General features: G+C 45.0%; 14 protein-coding genes. 10 read left to right on the top strand and 4 right to left on the bottom strand.

Annotated elements, in window-relative coordinates; all coding sequences use genetic code 11:
- Positions 1-354 precede the first annotated feature (354 nt).
- From deoD to OH463_RS06395, 4 genes are all read left to right on the top strand, one after another.
- The gene (deoD, locus tag OH463_RS06410) at positions 355-1,065 is read left to right on the top strand and encodes a purine-nucleoside phosphorylase (RefSeq protein WP_005375140.1); all 711 of its coding nucleotides are present in this window, start codon (positions 355-357) and stop codon (positions 1,063-1,065) included.
- A gap of 68 nt (positions 1,066-1,133) precedes the next feature.
- Positions 1,134-2,603 carry a hypothetical protein gene (locus tag OH463_RS06405; protein ID WP_005452883.1) on the top strand — a complete coding sequence of 490 codons (1,470 nt, stop codon included), beginning with the start codon at positions 1,134-1,136 and terminating at the stop codon, positions 2,601-2,603.
- A 169-nt stretch (positions 2,604-2,772) separates the two neighbouring features.
- A complete protein-coding gene (locus OH463_RS06400; RefSeq protein WP_114092098.1) occupies positions 2,773-4,257 on the top strand; it encodes a hypothetical protein in 1,485 nt (494 codons plus the stop codon).
- Entirely contained in the window at positions 4,241-5,824 is a 1,584-nt protein-coding gene (locus OH463_RS06395; protein WP_033008588.1) for a GGDEF domain-containing protein, read from the top strand. Before OH463_RS06400 ends, OH463_RS06395 begins: the two co-directional genes overlap by 17 nt.
- A gap of 49 nt (positions 5,825-5,873) precedes the next feature.
- Here the strand turns inward: OH463_RS06395 and OH463_RS06390 are convergent, their stop codons facing one another.
- Entirely contained in the window at positions 5,874-6,764 is an 891-nt protein-coding gene (locus tag OH463_RS06390; protein ID WP_017818507.1) for a DMT family transporter, read from the bottom strand.
- Between the two features lie 146 nt (positions 6,765-6,910).
- Here OH463_RS06390 and OH463_RS06385 point away from each other — a divergent pair, with 146 nt between their 5' ends.
- The 5 genes from OH463_RS06385 to OH463_RS06365 all read left to right on the top strand — a co-directional run bounded on the left by OH463_RS06385 (position 6,911) and on the right by OH463_RS06365 (position 11,886).
- On the top strand, positions 6,911-7,297 hold the full coding sequence (locus OH463_RS06385) for a DUF3302 domain-containing protein (protein WP_005452887.1): 387 nt from the start codon (positions 6,911-6,913) through the stop codon (positions 7,295-7,297).
- A complete protein-coding gene (locus OH463_RS06380) occupies positions 7,297-8,427 on the top strand; it encodes an HlyD family secretion protein (RefSeq protein ID WP_017818506.1) in 1,131 nt (376 codons plus the stop codon). The genes OH463_RS06385 and OH463_RS06380 overlap by 1 nt, the downstream gene beginning before the upstream one ends.
- A 310-nt stretch (positions 8,428-8,737) precedes the next feature.
- Positions 8,738-9,286 (top strand): ECF-type riboflavin transporter substrate-binding protein, encoded by a 549-nt coding sequence (locus OH463_RS06375; RefSeq protein ID WP_005452889.1) that lies wholly within the window; start codon positions 8,738-8,740, stop codon positions 9,284-9,286.
- Positions 9,287-9,292: 6 nt separating this feature from the next.
- Positions 9,293-11,050, top strand: a complete 1,758-nt coding sequence (locus OH463_RS06370; protein WP_269990907.1) for an ABC transporter ATP-binding protein — start codon at positions 9,293-9,295, stop codon at positions 11,048-11,050.
- Positions 11,047-11,886 carry an energy-coupling factor transporter transmembrane component T family protein gene (locus OH463_RS06365; protein WP_005452891.1) on the top strand — a complete coding sequence of 280 codons (840 nt, stop codon included), beginning with the start codon at positions 11,047-11,049 and terminating at the stop codon, positions 11,884-11,886. Before OH463_RS06370 ends, OH463_RS06365 begins: the two co-directional genes overlap by 4 nt.
- Positions 11,887-11,973: 87 nt before the next feature.
- On the opposite strand, the gene OH463_RS06360 is transcribed toward OH463_RS06365, so the two are convergent.
- Entirely contained in the window at positions 11,974-13,155 is a 1,182-nt protein-coding gene (locus OH463_RS06360; protein ID WP_009697882.1) for an MFS transporter, read from the bottom strand.
- A 347-nt stretch (positions 13,156-13,502) separates the two neighbouring features.
- Here OH463_RS06360 and OH463_RS06355 point away from each other — a divergent pair, with 347 nt between their 5' ends.
- Positions 13,503-14,246 (top strand): metalloregulator ArsR/SmtB family transcription factor, encoded by a 744-nt coding sequence (locus tag OH463_RS06355; protein WP_017189594.1) that lies wholly within the window; start codon positions 13,503-13,505, stop codon positions 14,244-14,246.
- A gap of 51 nt (positions 14,247-14,297) precedes the next feature.
- On the opposite strand, the gene napH is transcribed toward OH463_RS06355, so the two are convergent.
- On the bottom strand, positions 14,298-15,152 hold the full coding sequence (gene napH, locus OH463_RS06350) for a quinol dehydrogenase ferredoxin subunit NapH (protein WP_017818501.1): 855 nt from the start codon (positions 15,150-15,152) through the stop codon (positions 14,298-14,300).
- Positions 15,152-15,922, bottom strand: a complete 771-nt coding sequence (napG, locus tag OH463_RS06345; RefSeq protein ID WP_005452896.1) for a ferredoxin-type protein NapG — start codon at positions 15,920-15,922, stop codon at positions 15,152-15,154. Before napG ends, napH begins: the two co-directional genes overlap by 1 nt.
- Positions 15,923-16,033 lie beyond the last annotated feature (111 nt).

Raw genomic sequence — 16,033 nt, 5'->3', positions numbered from 1 at the left:
CAAGTCAAATAGCATTGTACAAGAAAATAAATTGTACAATTTAATCGTTTTACTCACTCTCTTCGAATATCGATCAGAAACTTTTAAGAAAAAATTTTGTGCTGAAAGACGAGATTTTGTGCGCGCAATCAACAAACTGCTCAAAAGCAAATCGATTGCCTTTTTGCTTTCAACAGATTTAGTTATCAACAGATTATTTAAACAATAAAACCGACCATTTTGTGACTCAACTCTCATGCCCCCTTACCCTGTCCCGATATTATTGCCTCAACGAAAACGAACAAGTTCAACAGAATTGGTAATAGCATTCTATAATTGATGCGTTTTACCTGAACAAAACTTTGGAGAGCACTTATGGCAACCCCACACATCAACGCACAACCAGGTGATTTCGCTGAAACAGTACTAATGCCAGGCGACCCGTTGCGTGCAAAATACATCGCAGAAACTTTCCTAGAAGATGTGAAACAAGTTTGTGACGTTCGCAACATGTTCGGCTTTACTGGCACATACAAAGGTAAGAAAGTGTCTGTTATGGGTCACGGTATGGGTATCCCATCTTGCTGTATCTACGTACACGAGCTAATCGCTGAATACGGCGTGAAAAACGTTATCCGCGTAGGTAGCTGTGGTGCAGTACGTGACGACGTGAAACTAATGGACGTTGTTATCGGTATGGGTGCTTCTACAGACTCTAAAGTTAACCGTATCCGTTTCAACAACCACGATTTCGCAGCAATCGCTGATTACGGTCTTCTAGAAGAAGCGGTTAACCAAGCGCGTGCTCAAGAAGTACCAGTTAAAGTAGGTAACGTATTCTCTGCAGACCTATTCTACACACCAGAAGCTGACATCTTTGAGAAGATGGAAAAACTAGGCATCCTAGGTGTAGATATGGAAGCGGCAGGTATCTACGGCGTAGCTGCAGACCTAGGCGCGAAAGCTCTAACTATCCTGACAGTTTCTGATCACATCATCCGTGGTGAAAAACTAAGCTCTGAAGAGCGTCAAAAGTCGTTCAACGACATGATGAAAGTTGCTCTAGAAACTGCAATCAACATCTAAGAAATACTTAAGTAGTAATTTGCAGCCGGAGCCTGACCGGCTGCCTGAATTATCCCGAGGGGGCGATTGTGTCTAACGGCGAACTGCCAAAGGACGCAGATGGGTTACAACTCAACTTTTGTAAAACATTGGCGTGTGACAACTTTGGATTGAGTGATGCAAAGCGTTACGTCTTGCAGCATGCTAACCCTAAACGTCCGGCGATGGTGTGCCGTGAATGTGGAGCTTTCCCCCCCTTACTTAACAACCGCGATGTGGTCAACGAACTTCATCGTTTGAGACACGTCCACAGTGATGGACTACCTGCTTGTCGCAATGATGACTGCGACAACTTCGGACTTTCTGTCCACACTCATAAACACCTCTATCACGCTTTTGGTTACAGTGGCGATCGCCAACGTTACCGCTGTAAAGTGTGTCAAAGTACTTTTGTCGATAAATGGTCTGGTGCCAACAAAAAGCTTCAATTTCAAGAAAACTTAATGGGCTTGCTGTTCACGGGATATTCCGTCCGAGAAATCTGCCGTAAACTGAGCATCAATCCAAAAACCTTTTACGATCATGTTGATCACATTGCTAGTCGTTGCCGCCGTAAGCTTGCAACCATTGATGCACGCTGGGTAAACCACGCGCAGCATTATGAGCTCGCTTCTAGCTACGTTGCATTGCAACCCCATAGTAATAATGGCGTGTATTGGATTGCTTCTGGTGAGGCACATTCGGGCTACATTCTTTGTCAGCATGTGAACTATTCATCTGATGATGAGCCAGTGGCGTCCTTGGATCACAATCCATACGATGAAGTCTCTCGCTTTGTATCACAAGAATACACCGCTGAAGCAAGTGAACCACCACCAGAGCCATCAAAAAAGCTGCGTGAGCGCATCGATCAGAAATACCAAACGATTTTGGCCCGTGGTAACGTCGAAGATCCAATGGGAAATCTCTCTGTTTTCCACTATCCGTCTAAAGGTGCCTTAATTCGTCCACCTTATACCTCTTACGCACACTATCTTCATGTATTGGATATGTGTTGCCCAGAAAAACGCGTATCGATCTACATGCCACAAGATCCCCTGCTCCGCTCAGCGGCGTTGAGCGTCTGTTTGTCTCGTATTCAAGAGAAAAACGTCGATCTTATGTACGTAGAAGAAGACGCAATTTGGGATATGAATGCCCCGTTTGGTAAGGTAGATATCGCTTATATGAGTTGGTGGCGAGATCGCTGGGCGATTTCTAGTCAATACGAATGTAACAAAGGTATTTGTTATCTAGCTGGTGATAAAAATGAACCTGAAGCTTGGTTCAATGTAGCAACAACTCGCCACATCCAATTCTATCAAAACCGTTTCCAACTGCTGTTTGAGAGCTTCATCAACGAGCCACGTCGCAAATTAAGACCTGCTGGTATATTGCCTCTTTTAGATATATTCAGAGCTTGGCATAATTTGTGCTATCAGGATAAGCAAGGACTCACTGCCGCTCAGAGACTGAAAGTCACCGACGCACCACTAACGATCAAACAATTGTTGTCATGACTATTTAACAGTTTACTCATTTAGAAGTGGTAAGTAAGCGCTGAACACGGTATACATTACAGTATCCGATCCCTTATTGGTGTGGCGATTTTCCACACCGAAATGATAAACGCATCTAACCACTTGTTTTTAGGTGTAAATTCCAGTTCTATAGTCATGGATGTGAACGTTGGATAAAAGCCAAATTCAGCTCGAAACTGAGCTAACTGCGCTTGAAGGTCAGATAAAAACTGATCCTGAGCGCGCATTTCGAATTGCAGAACAATGCCGGATACGCGCAGAACAAATTCTGTTTGTTGACGGTGAGATTCGTGCGCTTATTGTTATGTCCCATGCCTGCTGGTGTAGCATGGATTATCGACACGGCTTAAAGCTGGTTAAAGACGCCTATAACCTTCAAATTCAACTCGACACTGACGACCACTTACCTAAAATACTTCACTTATTTGCCCTACAATACTGGGGACAAGCTAAGTACTACTCTGCTCAGCAATACTGGATTAATGCCCTAGAGCAGTCTGCGCTAGTCGACGATATCGAGATTCAAATCGAAGCTTTGATTGGTCTTGGTAATGTTTGGCGAATCACCAATGAACACAAACTTGCCGCCTCAACCCATGAGCTCGCGGTAAAAGTGGCAAACAACGTTCGCATAGCTTGGCTAGAAGGGAAAGCCAGAATCCTGCTTGCTTGGGATTACTACTTGCTGAATAACTTTGTCGAAATGCTAACAGTGCTCGACGGTGCGACCGAAGTACTTCGAGATCACGAAGACAGCACTTGGCACGCAGAAATCTGGGATTTCAAAGGTCTCGCTCTACTGGGTTTAGAACGTTTAGACGCAGCGGAAGAAGCTACTCAAAAAGCCCACCAGCTCGCAATTGAACAAGATCTTACGTGGATGAAAGCGCATTCTTTCATCAGCCGAGCAAGACTCGAATTACTACGTAAAAATACCGAAAGTGCATCTGAGCTACTGCAATCAGCAGAACAATCCGCCCTCGCGTTTGATAACGGCGAATTGCTCAGTCAAATTTGTTTCCAACAATCGCGCGTAGCGGAAGAGCAAGGTGACTATCAAGGTGCTTTCCAAGCGTTCCAGAAATACCGCAAACACGCACTCAAAATGCTGAAAGAGCAAACGCATCGAGTGAGCATGGACAAAGCACGAGGCTCAAAACGCCAGTTAGAACAGCGAGCACGAAAGCTCATCAATCGTATCCGTGCTCAACATGAATATGACCCAGAAAAGCAGTTCTCAAATGTAGTATCAGAAACTTACTGGTGGGAACAACTGGTTCTGTTTAAGACCGAATTAAAACGCTCTAATCATGCGATCATCATGATCCGCCACGCTGAGCCCGCATTTCTCGATATTTGTACCGAACTGGTTCACTCATTGACCACTTCCAGTGATTTAATTTCCCGCCTAAGCAGCGATCGCTTAGCCATGCTTATCGCAGAAAAAGACCAAGCGGCAGAAGATCTGTATCAAACCGTGTGTTCGATGTTAGACATCTATCCTTGGAAGCGTCGTGGTCTTGATGGTCCAAAACCGACACTTTATCTACAGGACATCCTAACCTTCCCGTTCACCTTAGAGCAGTTGGAAGAAAGCCATATTGAGGTATTGAAGAATGGAACAACTGCTTAGTAAGGTCACTGATGCGGGAATGGATCCCTCTTCTGTCGCCGGTGAAGAGGCATTGATTCTGTGGGAGCACATTCGCCTTCATATCGCCTCGACCAACAAAGAAAAAGCGCATTGCTACATCATTAGTGCTGAATATCGTAGCAAGATTAAACAGTTAACCGAGAGTATTGAAGAGCTACGTCTCGCGCTTGATCTACTAAAACTCCCAGAGGATGTAGAAGATATCCTATCGGTAAAAGCGAGTTTAAGTGATCGCTTGGTAGAAAAAGGGGACTATAACGCAGCACTGACCGAATACATCGCCTCAACCAACATCGCCGTTGAGTACGGCTATATCGATGAATATGTTCTCGCCATCATTGGTATGGGCAATCTTTGTGATGCGTATGGGGATCATAATCGTGCCCTACGTTATTACCAGAAAATCGACGCGATTGACCATGCAATCGGTAGCCGTTCACTAAGACTGCGTTACAAACTCTACATGCTAGCGTGCTACATCAGCCTGCAACGCATCGGCGCAGCAACCGAGCTACTAAGTGAATGCGAAGAACTGAGTATCCTAGTAAGTGATAAGAACTTAACTGGGCAAATTCATTTATATCGCGCGAAGTTATATCGTCTCCAAAAGGAATATGAACAAGCCTTACTTGCGATTTCGCAAATCCAGTATGCGACAGGCAAGCAACATACTTACTGGCTCTCAACCATGGTAAAAATTGAAACGGCTTACTGCTTAAATGAGGTCGGTCATCAATCTTTAGCGAACTTGCTGCTGGCATCAACGGGCAAACGCATTAATGAGCACTCCTCACCACTTATTGCGAACCGATTCTACAATGCAATGAGCCAAGTATGCGCGTCGCAAGGCTTGTTCAAAGAAGCGTTAAACTACGAGAAGAAAGCTTTTCGAGTTGAGTCTGACTTAGTCAAACATATTCCGATTAGTGAGTTGGGACCAGCACAGTTGCGCCGCCTCACTCGCTTTGAGCTGCAACTAAAACTCATTCTGTCTGAGATTGAAAACAAAGAACTCAAAGAGACCACCAAGCAACACAAAAATACCGTAGCTCAGCTTCAACAAGATGTATTCACCGATCCGCTGACTTCTTTACATAACCGACGTTGGTTGGAAGTGAAACTAAAAGATCTGCTGCTGCACGACACGCCATTTGCACTTATGGTGATCGACATTGACCACTTCAAATCGATTAATGACGAACTCAGCCACCTTGTTGGTGACAAGGCGATCGTCAATGTGTCGAAAGAACTCTCAGGTTACTTCAAGTTCCGCGGTTCATCGTGTGTGCGCTTCGGTGGAGAAGAGTTCTTGGTCATTTTAGAGAACACCGAAGTGAACAAGGCAGAAATGCACGCAGAAAACTACCGAGAACGTATTTACCAATTTGGGTGGCATGAGATTCTTGGTGAACGCGGTCTGACCGTGTCGATAGGCATTACTTTGCATCGGGAGGGAGAGAATACGCAACGTACCTTCTATCGCGCCGACAAAGCCCTATACCGCGCCAAAGCCAATGGTCGAAACCAAGTCTGCACTGAACTATAAAAAACGCCCCAGCAACAACTGGGGCGTTTTGATAAGCCGAATGACAAGCTTAAAGAAAAAACAAAGAAATACCGCCAAGTGCGACTAATGTACCAAGCATACTCTTCACGCCGACCTTTTCTCCTCGCAGAGCATAAATCACCAAAATAAACAGTGGGCTGGTTGCAATTAACGTCTGAGCAATGGCGGGGTTAGCGTATTTCAACGCGATTTGTTGTAACCATAATGCCAGAAATGTCCCCACGAAAATTGCCAACAACAGCCAAACTAGCGCTTTGTTGCCCATTGCTTTTAGGTGCTGTTTAATGCTGCTAAACGGCGCCGGTTCGACAATTTTCACCACCAAACACACTGCCAACACGCCAATACTAAGACGAATGAGAGCACCGAGCAGCGGTGGAAGATCGCCCGCAACCAACGCATAGTGAGAGATCACCACACCTGAGGCTTGGCACACACTCGCGAGTAACCCAAATCCGATACCGCTCCAGTTTGTTGCCGCTCCCGAGGTTGATGGTTGAAATACCACAAACGTAACCGCAACCGTGGTCACTACCACGCCCAGCCAACTTTGTAGTGTGAGTTCAGACCCAAGAAAAACAATGGCAAGCACGCCAGATAAAGGCGGTGCAAGGGATTCTAAAAGTAGTGTTTTGTTCGGACCAATGCGCTTTAATGCAGCAAAATAGGCACTGTCACCGACGGCAATACCAATCACACCAGAAATTGCCAACACCGCGAGATGTAACGGCTCAATGTACGCAGGTACACCTTGAGGTAGAAAAGGAATAACAACCACCATCATCATTGAGGCGATCACACCTTTTACTATGTTCAACTGCATTGCTGAAAATCGGTGGCTGAATTGGCTGTAAATCCAAGTCGCAACCGCCCAAACGATGGCTGCACTTATCGCGGCAAGTTCACCAGAATAATGCACTACTCACTCCTTCGTATTCCATGCCGTATCTCTCAATAACTGTGTATCAAATTATAAATTACTTGATCCACCTATTGTTCTATCAAATACTTAAACAGTTAATTTACGTAAGTTTTTCTATTTAGCAACAAGCACAGGGAAGTAAGATGTTTCTAGACTATTTTGCACTTGGGTTACTCATTTTCGTTGCTCTGGTTATCTTCTACGGGATCATTGTCATTCACGATATTCCTTATGAAATAGCGAAGGAACGTGAACACCCTCATCAAGACGCCATTCACTATGCAGGCTGGGTCAGTCTTTTCACACTTCATGCTCTTTGGCCATTTCTGTGGATCTGGGCAACCTTATGGCGCAAAGAACGCGGATGGGGTTTCAAACAACTCGAGCAAGAAACGCATGATATCCATCATCGTCTCGAAGAGCTAATTGACGAAGTCAATGAATTGAAAAAAGAAGTCTCAACACTCAAAGATCAAAAACCTGCACAAAGTGTTCCTGCACAAAAAGAACAAGGTAAGGAGGAGCAATAATGGATTTACTACTGGTTCTGACTTACGCCGCATTATGTATCGCCATTTTCAAAATCTTTAACATTCCACTTAACAAATGGACAGTGCCAACCGCTGTGCTTGGCGGCGTTGTATTGGTCGGCACACTAATCTTGTTGATGAACTATAACCACCCGTTCACACAAATTGGTAATCAAGTATTCTCTACCACACCGGTGGTGTCAGGCGTTCGTGGGCGCGTCATTGAAGTGCCTGTACAACCAAACCAACCTCTACAAAAAGGCGACGTTCTTTTCCGTATCGACCCGATTCCATTCCAAGCAGAAGTCGATAAGTTACGTGCAAAAGTGAAAGAGGCAAGCCAAGGTGCACTTGGGCTTGAGTCTGGCGTGCAAGAAGCGGAAGCAGCGGTTATCAAAGCGCTTGCCGAGCGTGACAAAGCACAGCGAGAATTTGACCGTTATCAACGCGGTTTTGATCGCGGAGCATTCACTGAGCAGCAATTGGATACTCGACGCCAAGCATACAAAGCCGCACAAGCCGCATTGGAAGTCGCACAATCTAAGCAACAACAAGCGCAAATCGCGCTGGATTCTGAAGTGGGTGGTGAAAACACCCAAGTCGCTTCATTGCTTGCAGAACTTCGCCAAGCAGAGTTCAACCTAGAACAGACCGTCGTTACAGCTCCTACTGATGGCTATGTTACCCAGCTCGCACTACGTCCTGGTGTTATGGCAGTACCATTGCCTCTTGCTCCAGTGATGACCTTTGTTCATACCGAAGATAAACTCTATACCGCTGCGTTTCGCCAAAACTCACTACAGCGTTTAGAACCGGGATTTGAAGCGGAATTTATGTTCCGCGCGCTACCGGGCAAAGTCTTTAAAGGTGAGGTTGTTGATGTATTGCCAGCCATCGGCGAAAGCCAATTCCAAGCTCGTGGCTCCCTGCTTGGTACAGAGGCATTGCGTACCAGCGGTCGTGTATTCGTGACGCTGAAAATTACCGATGAGCTTGCTGAATATCACCTGCCTATGGGTACGGCGGTAGAGGTTGCCGTTTATTCTGACAGCTTCACTCATGTCTCCATCATGCGTAAGGTTCTCATTCGAATGAAGAGCTGGCAAAACTACCTATACTTAGACCATTAATTTATCGATAAAAATCGCATTAAAAAGTGTAATCAGGGGCTGACAGTTAGCCCCTGATTTCATTCTAGCCATCCAGACAGATAGCATTCCCACTTTTATCAATATTCTGTATAATGCGCGCCTTATTTTTGATGCTTGCTGAAAAACTAAGCCAGTCAATAGAGTGCGTGAATCCAATCACACATTTCTTGAAGAAAAACAGAGCAAACAATAAGCAGCTTGGTTGTTTCTTAACTTTGTTACACAATCAGCGCTATACAAAAAAGCAAGTGAACGTTCTTTAAAATCGACAATTGAACTGAGGTTATCTATGAATCTTTCCGCTAAAACCGTTGTGGTTATTGCAATCGGTGCTGCATTGTACGGCATCGGTGGTCTGCCAATGTTCGGTATTCCAGTATTTGCAAACACGACGCTAAAACCAGCAATGGCGGTATTAGCATTGTTCTCAGTACTATTCGGTCCTCTTGTGGGCTTCTTGGTTGGCTTTATTGGTCACTGGGTCACTGACCTGTTCGCAGGTTGGGGGGTATGGCTTACTTGGGTACTTGGTTCAGGTATTGTCGGTTTAATTATCGGTCTTTTCCCTTCTCTGACGCGCAACCGCTTGGAGAAAGGTGATTTCAATATGAAAGACTTTGTGTTGTTCGTGGTACTTGCTCTATTGGGTAACGTATTTGGTTACGGTTGCTCAGCCTTCCTAGACACCATCTTGTACGCAGAACCGTTCACTAAGGTATTTACTCAGCTATCTATCATTGCAGCTGGTAACACCATTCTTATTGCTATTGTGGGCTTCTTCATTCTTAAGTCTGTCGCAAAACGTAACAAGCAAAGCCGCAACTTAACAGAGGCTTAATGTCGAATGACAATCGAATTTTCTAACTTCTCTTTTAGATATGAGTCGCTGGACAAACCGACGCTAAAAAATATCAATCTAAGGATAGAGAAAGGAGAGAAAATCGTCATTATCGGTCCAAGTGGTAGTGGTAAATCTACCCTTGGCCAATGTCTTAACGGACTAATCCCACACGCAATCAAAGGGGAGAACAGTGGCAAACTGACCATCAATGGTCAAGACACAACCCCTTTTGACATGCACCAATACACCGAGCAAGTTGGCACCGTTTTACAAGATACAGATAGCCAATTTGTTGGGTTAAGCATCGGCGAAGACATCGCGTTTGCACTAGAAAACCAGCTCACTTCTAACATCGACATGTACCCGTTAGTCAAAGCAACGGCGAAAATGGTCGACCTAGAACAAATGCTAAACCGCTCCCCTCATGATCTATCTGGTGGTCAGAAGCAGCGTGTTTCTTTGGCTGGTATTTTGGTGGACGATGTCGATATTCTACTGTTTGACGAGCCTCTAGCGGCACTCGACCCGAAAACCGGTAAAAAGACCATTGAAATCATCGATGACTTACACCGTGAAACAGGGAAAACCATCATCATTATCGAGCATCGTCTTGAGGATGTGCTGCACCGTTCTGTCGATCGCGTTATTTTGATGGAAAGTGGTGAGATCATCGCCGATACAACACCTGATGCAATTTTGGCGTCCCCATTGCTGGAAGAATATGGCATTCGTGAACCTCTGTATCTTTCTGCATTGAAAGAAGCGGGCTGCGCGATTGAAGGTGACGCGAAACCATCAAGCCTAGATACGTTGCCACTGGCTCAGTACCAAGCAGCTGTCGACTCTTGGTTTAACACTTCACAAGAGACTTCAATAGCCGCCCCACTCGACTCACTGCTAGAAGTGCGTAACTTAACCTATTCTTATGACGGCGAGAAAAATGCCCTCGAAAACGTCAGCTTTGATGTTAAACGTGGCGAGTTCGTTTCTGTTTTGGGAAAAAATGGTTCTGGTAAATCGACGATAACAAAGTTGGTGATGGGCGTTATCGAAGCTGATCAAGGCTCGATGTCGCTAAATGGTCAAGACCTTAGTGAACTCTCCATCTTCGAACGCAGCCAAAAGGTTGGCGTAGTCATGCAAAACCCAAATCATATGATTTCACATCACATGATTTTTGATGAAGTGGCATTTGGTCTGCGCAACCGTGGTGTTGAAGAGAAACAAGTCGAAGTGAAAGTACTCGAAGTCTTAGAGTTATGTGGTCTCAGTAAATACCGTCATTGGCCAATTGAAGCTCTTAGCTACGGTCAGAAAAAACGCGTAACCATTGCATCTATTTTGGTGCTAGAACCTGAGCTATTGATTCTTGATGAGCCTACTGCTGGTCAAGATTACCGCAACTACACATCGATGCTGAGCTTTATCGAGAAACTCAACAGAGAACTCGGCATCACCGTGATGATAATCTCTCATGACATGCATTTAGTCTTGGAGTACACCACTAGTTCCATCGTGATTGCCGACAGCAAACTCATTGCTGACGCGCCGATGACGGCGGTTTTCAGCGACCCTGCACTGTTAGATCAAGCAAACTTAACGACCACCAGTTTGTATGAACTCGCAACCAAGTTGAATATTGAGAATACGAACGGCTTTATGCAGCACTTTATCGATGTAGAGAAAGCGAGGCGAGCAAACAAAACCGAAGCTGAGATTACCGTTCAAGCACGAGAAAACATTGAGAAAGTAGTGGCATGAAAGACAACAAAATGAAGTTTGGTATCAACTATATTGATACACAGTCGCCACTGCACAAGCTGAACGGCATCACTAAGTTCTTGATGTTTATCGCTTGGGTGACAGTAGTGCTGACGACATTCGATTTACGCATCATCGCATTATTGATCATTGTCGGTCTTGCCCTGCTCAAAATGACTAAGGTGCCATTCCACGTATACAAGCCATTGTTAATTGGTACAGGTAGTGTATTGCTTATCAACGCATTGTTTATGTTTGCATTAGCCCCACAACAAGGCACTGAGTACATGGGGTCAACGACCGTTTTATTCTCATTGCCAGGTAACTACTCCCTGACTCAGGAAACCTTGTTTTACCTTGTAACGGTAACGCTGAAATACTTCAGTATGTTCCCTATCGCTTTGGTGTTTGTGTTTACGACACATCCTACTGAGTTTGCGGCAAGTTTGAACCGTTTGGGAGTGCCTTACAAAATCGCTTATGCCGTCAGTTTGACCTTACGATACTTACCTGAGGTGAAGAAAGACTTTGTAAATATCATGCATGCACAACAAGCTCGTGGCGTAGAACTTAGTAAGAAAGCACCGTTGTTTACTCGAATGAAGAATGTCGCCAAGATTCTGGGGCCGTTGATTTTCTCTAGCCTAGATCGCGCAGACCAAATCTCCAATGCAATGACATTACGTGGTTTTGGTCGTCACTCATCTCGCACTTGGTATAGCTTAAAACCGCTAACTAAAGCAGACATGCTGTGTATGGCGGGCATCGCTGTTATTGTTGCGGCAGCAATCGCTAAACGAGTATTAGACGCTCAACTGTTCTGGTATCCGCTGTAATACCGCAACACTAACAATAAAAAATGGGATGCCGCAGCATCCCATTTTTGTATCTAACATCTCATTTATTGAGAAGTGAGCACTAACTCAGTTCCATCTCAACACGCGTGTTTCATTACCCTCTTGCGGCTTGGCTGGGATGTTCAACGAAAGCAACAGGCTCACCGCCGCCATGCCTGCGCCTATATAAAATACGCTTGATGGCGATACCAACCAAATCACCCCGAAAGTAACTGGGATGACGACAGCTGCAATGTGGTTAATCGTAAACGCCACGCCGGCAGTTGAAGCCATATCGGCAGGATCGGCAATCTTTTGAAAATACGTTTTGATCGCCAATGCTAACGCGAAGAACAGATGATCAATAACGTAAAGCGCAGCTGCCCATTCCGCTGTTTGAACCAAACCATAGCCAACAAAAACAAAAATCAAACCAACGTATTCGAACATCAAAGCCTTACGCTCACCAACAGCGCCGATAAAACGTCCAATACGTTTAGCAAACAAAAAGTTAAAGACGTAGTTAATAAGGAAAAGTAACGTAATGTCCGCAGCCGAATAACCGAACTTCTCTACCATCAAAAAGCCAGCAAATACGGTGAAAATTTGGCGACGCGCCCCGCTCATAAAAGTCAGAGCGTAATACAACCAGTAACGCTTACGTAAAACCAGCTTCTTATTTTGTGGTACTTCGGTTTTAAACTCAGGGAAAGCAAACGCCATCACGATAATCAAGACAAAACCAATCCCCCCAGCAAGTAAGTAAACGGTTTTGAAATCGAACTTAAGTTGCTCTAACAGCACCCAAATCGCACCGTAAGTAAAGAGTGAAGCCAACGCACCAACCGAGATGAATTTACCCAGCATCTCTGGCGCCTCTTCTTTAGAGAGCCACTGCAGCGACAAAGATTGCTTTAATGTTTCAAAATAGTGGAAGCCCGTCGACATCAACAGAGTAGTAAAAAGAAGTCCAAATAAAGATGGGAAGTAACCTGTTATTGCCGTCCCTAACGTCAGCATTGCCAACGACACCAACATAAAGCGCTGCTCACGAATAAACAGCAATACAAATACGACGGTAAAGGCTAGAAAGCCAGGGATCTCTCGCACGCTCTGTAGTAACCCGATATCTGCGCCATCAAAGTTAGCTTTTTCAATGACAAAGTTATTTAACAGCGCCATCCAAGTCGAGAAGGCGATAGGAACGATAATAGAAATCAGCAGAAGAAAGTTTTGTGGTGTTCTCCAGCTTTTCGGTGACGTGCTCATGATGTGTCCTTAGAATATGAAGCCGCCATCATACCGCCAAATGTAACAAATTCGCAATATCATTATTATTTCCTCGTTTGCTTGGCTTTCTTTTTTATTTCATCATGTTAGCTTAAGAAGCAGATTCATACCCTCGTTTATCAAACGATTTTATGTGACTATTTTTGAAGTATATTTTACAAAATTATTCCGTATTTCTAGACACCAACATTGAACCGCAACATCGTGATGAAGAGATAGGTGATGAGATAAAGGAAAGATACGTGCTTCTTGTTACACACCGGCAGGGTTATACTGTGCCAATCAACGTTCATTTTGACGTAAGTCTCTGCAATTCCTAATTTGATATAATGAAAAAACAAGTTTTGTTCCTTTGCACAGGTAACTCCGCGCGCTCGCAACTTGCCGAGGCAATTTTCAATCACATGGCGGGGGAGTTGTTTCATGCGGACAGCGCAGGTCTTCATCCTAGTGAGGTCGATGAAAGAGTATTTGAGGTATTACAAAGCCATGGAATGAGTGGCAAAGGTTTACGCTCAAAAGATTACGCAGAAGTCGAAGACAATCACTACGACTTCGTTATCACACTGTGCGATAACGCAAAAGACGAATGTGTCATCTTCGAACAAGATATCGACCAACTGCACTGGAATCTTACCGACCCAAAACCGCTTGATGGTATTCAACCATTCCAGAATACGGCAAAAGAGTTGGTCGAACGTATTAGCTTGTTTTTGTTGTTAAATAGCGAAGAAAACACCAGTCATGTGGACCCAAGCAGTTTCTTCAAACTGATGAGCGATCCCTTGCGTCTGAAAATTTTGATGTTGCTGGAAGATGAGCAAGATCTGACGGTGACTGATCTTAAAAACGCACTAAATGAGAGCCAACCAAAGGTATCTCGCCACTTGGCATTACTGCGTGATACCACGTTTTTAAAAGACACACGCCATGGGCTTTGGATTCATTATCGTCTCTCACCATCGCTACCAATGTGGATTAAGCATCTGTTGCAAACGGTGCGTGTCGGTAATCCTGGTATCATCAATATTGAAAAAACACGTCTGAAATCACTCCAGAATCCAGAGTGATTTCACTTCTTTTAGTGGTCCATCTTTCCTAGCGTCAGCTTAACTGGACCACTAATCAATGTTCTTCACCTTGAGTCGGTTTTGGAATTCAAACACTTTTTCAGGGCACACATCTAAGCATCGACCGCAACTCATACAAGTTTGATCCATGACTCGTCGGTCACCTTCTTTGAGGGGTTGGCGCAAAATATCTGGTTCAGGACATACATAAAAACAGTCCATGCATTTGGTACAATCTTCTCGACGAACAGCCGTCACTCGCAACAAACTCTTACTACCAATTACGCCATACGTTGCTCCCAGAGGGCACAAGTGACCACACCAACCATGCTCAACCAAGAGTAAATCCAGCACAAACACAAGTAGTATCAATACCCATCCAGCACCCATGCCAAAGACTAAGCCTCGATGAAGGGCGGCGACGGGGTCCAACCATGTCCAAAGCACAGAACCTGATATCGCACTGCCAAGCATTAGAGCAGGGATCAACCAATAACGGATGTTCGGCGACCAACGGTAGCTCGCTTTAAGGTTAAGCTTTCTGCGCAACCACGCCGCAAAGTCTGTGACAATGTTCAAAGGGCACACCCAAGCACAAAACGCTCTCGGGGCAAGAATCGCGTAAAAAACTAAGACAATCACAACCCCTAGCAGAGCATTAAACTCTGGGATATGGCCTGTCGCCAGCGATTGGAGAACAATCAGAGGATCGCTTAACGGCACTGTATTAAGCAACATACTCGAAGATAAGTTACCTTGCAGAATGCCCCATGTGGGACCGGCCATAAACAGAGCAATGATCGTCAATTGGCACAATCGGCGTACAATAAGAAAACGATGCGCTTGCCACCAGCCAAGCTTCTCGACAGCTTCTTTGCCAGCATCTTGCGCTAAATTCTTGGCCATCACTGACCTCCTTTAAGCGACTCTAGAGCACCACTAGGCACAGGTGTTTCTTCAGGCAATACGTTTTCGAGCGGCTTGTCGATTTCTTGCCAGCCAAAATTGTAGTGACTACCAACTTTGCCCTTGGCTAAATCTGTTGGAACAACTTTAATCGCCGCAACATCTAGCACACATGCTTGCTCACACTTACCACAACCAGTGCACACATCAGAATTAACCGTTGGAATCAATTTAGCGTGATAACCCGTTCGATCATTTCGGATGTTTTCTAGCGTTATCGCTTCATCAATCAGCGGGCATACGCGGTAGCAAACATCACAGCGCAAACCTTGCCAGTTGAGGCAGGTTTCGTGGTCAATAAGCACAGCCGTTCCCATTCTTGCATCGTCAATGTCCGTTAAATCATGGTCTAACGCCCCGCTTGGGCAAGCGACGACGCAAGGGATGTCTTCGCACATTTCGCATGGAATATCACGCGCAGTAAAGTAAGGAGAACCTGTTGCGACAGGAGACAGTAAACTAGCAAGCTTTAACGTGTCGTAAGGGCATGCTTGAACGCACAACCCGCAACGGATGCAAGCCGATTCAAATTCACCTTCAGGTAACGCGCCAGGAGGTCGAATCGGTACGCCTTTAGTTTCTCGCGCTTGGCTTTGCATTGACTGCAAGCCAAGAACACAAGCCGCAGCACCAACACCAGCCGCAGTGCGTGCGGTGTCACGCAGGAATCGTCGCCGACTTTGCGAGACTTTTGATTGAGAGGATTTCATTATTATATTCCTCAACTACGCTCTAATTGCTCTTAAATAAGTTAAGCATAAATAGCGTTAAAAAGGCGGCCTCCCCATACCCCATAAGAGGTAACTCCAACCTGTCTTGAT

This window comes from Vibrio sp. NFR (assembly GCF_027587095.1).
GTDB classification, from domain to species: domain Bacteria; phylum Pseudomonadota; class Gammaproteobacteria; order Enterobacterales; family Vibrionaceae; genus Vibrio; species Vibrio harveyi.
Note: the sequence above shows the minus strand (reverse complement) of the source record. Positions and strands in the feature narration are given on the sequence as shown.

What these genes read in the sequence shown, in the direction of transcription:
- deoD (WP_005375140.1), top strand. Translation starts at nt 355, where the DNA reads ATGGCAACCCCACACATCAACGCACAACCAGGTGATTTCGCTGAAACA.
- OH463_RS06395 (WP_033008588.1), top strand. Translation starts at nt 4,241, where the DNA reads ATGGAACAACTGCTTAGTAAGGTCACTGATGCGGGAATGGATCCCTCT.
- OH463_RS06385 (WP_005452887.1), top strand. Translation starts at nt 6,911, where the DNA reads ATGTTTCTAGACTATTTTGCACTTGGGTTACTCATTTTCGTTGCTCTG.
- OH463_RS06380 (WP_017818506.1), top strand. Translation starts at nt 7,297, where the DNA reads ATGGATTTACTACTGGTTCTGACTTACGCCGCATTATGTATCGCCATT.
- OH463_RS06375 (WP_005452889.1), top strand. Translation starts at nt 8,738, where the DNA reads ATGAATCTTTCCGCTAAAACCGTTGTGGTTATTGCAATCGGTGCTGCA.
- OH463_RS06370 (WP_269990907.1), top strand. Translation starts at nt 9,293, where the DNA reads ATGACAATCGAATTTTCTAACTTCTCTTTTAGATATGAGTCGCTGGAC.
- OH463_RS06365 (WP_005452891.1), top strand. Translation starts at nt 11,047, where the DNA reads ATGAAAGACAACAAAATGAAGTTTGGTATCAACTATATTGATACACAG.
- OH463_RS06360 (WP_009697882.1), bottom strand. Translation starts at nt 13,155, where the DNA reads ATGAGCACGTCACCGAAAAGCTGGAGAACACCACAAAACTTTCTTCTG.
- napH (WP_017818501.1), bottom strand. Translation starts at nt 15,152, where the DNA reads ATGGCCAAGAATTTAGCGCAAGATGCTGGCAAAGAAGCTGTCGAGAAG.
- napG (WP_005452896.1), bottom strand. Translation starts at nt 15,922, where the DNA reads ATGAAATCCTCTCAATCAAAAGTCTCGCAAAGTCGGCGACGATTCCTG.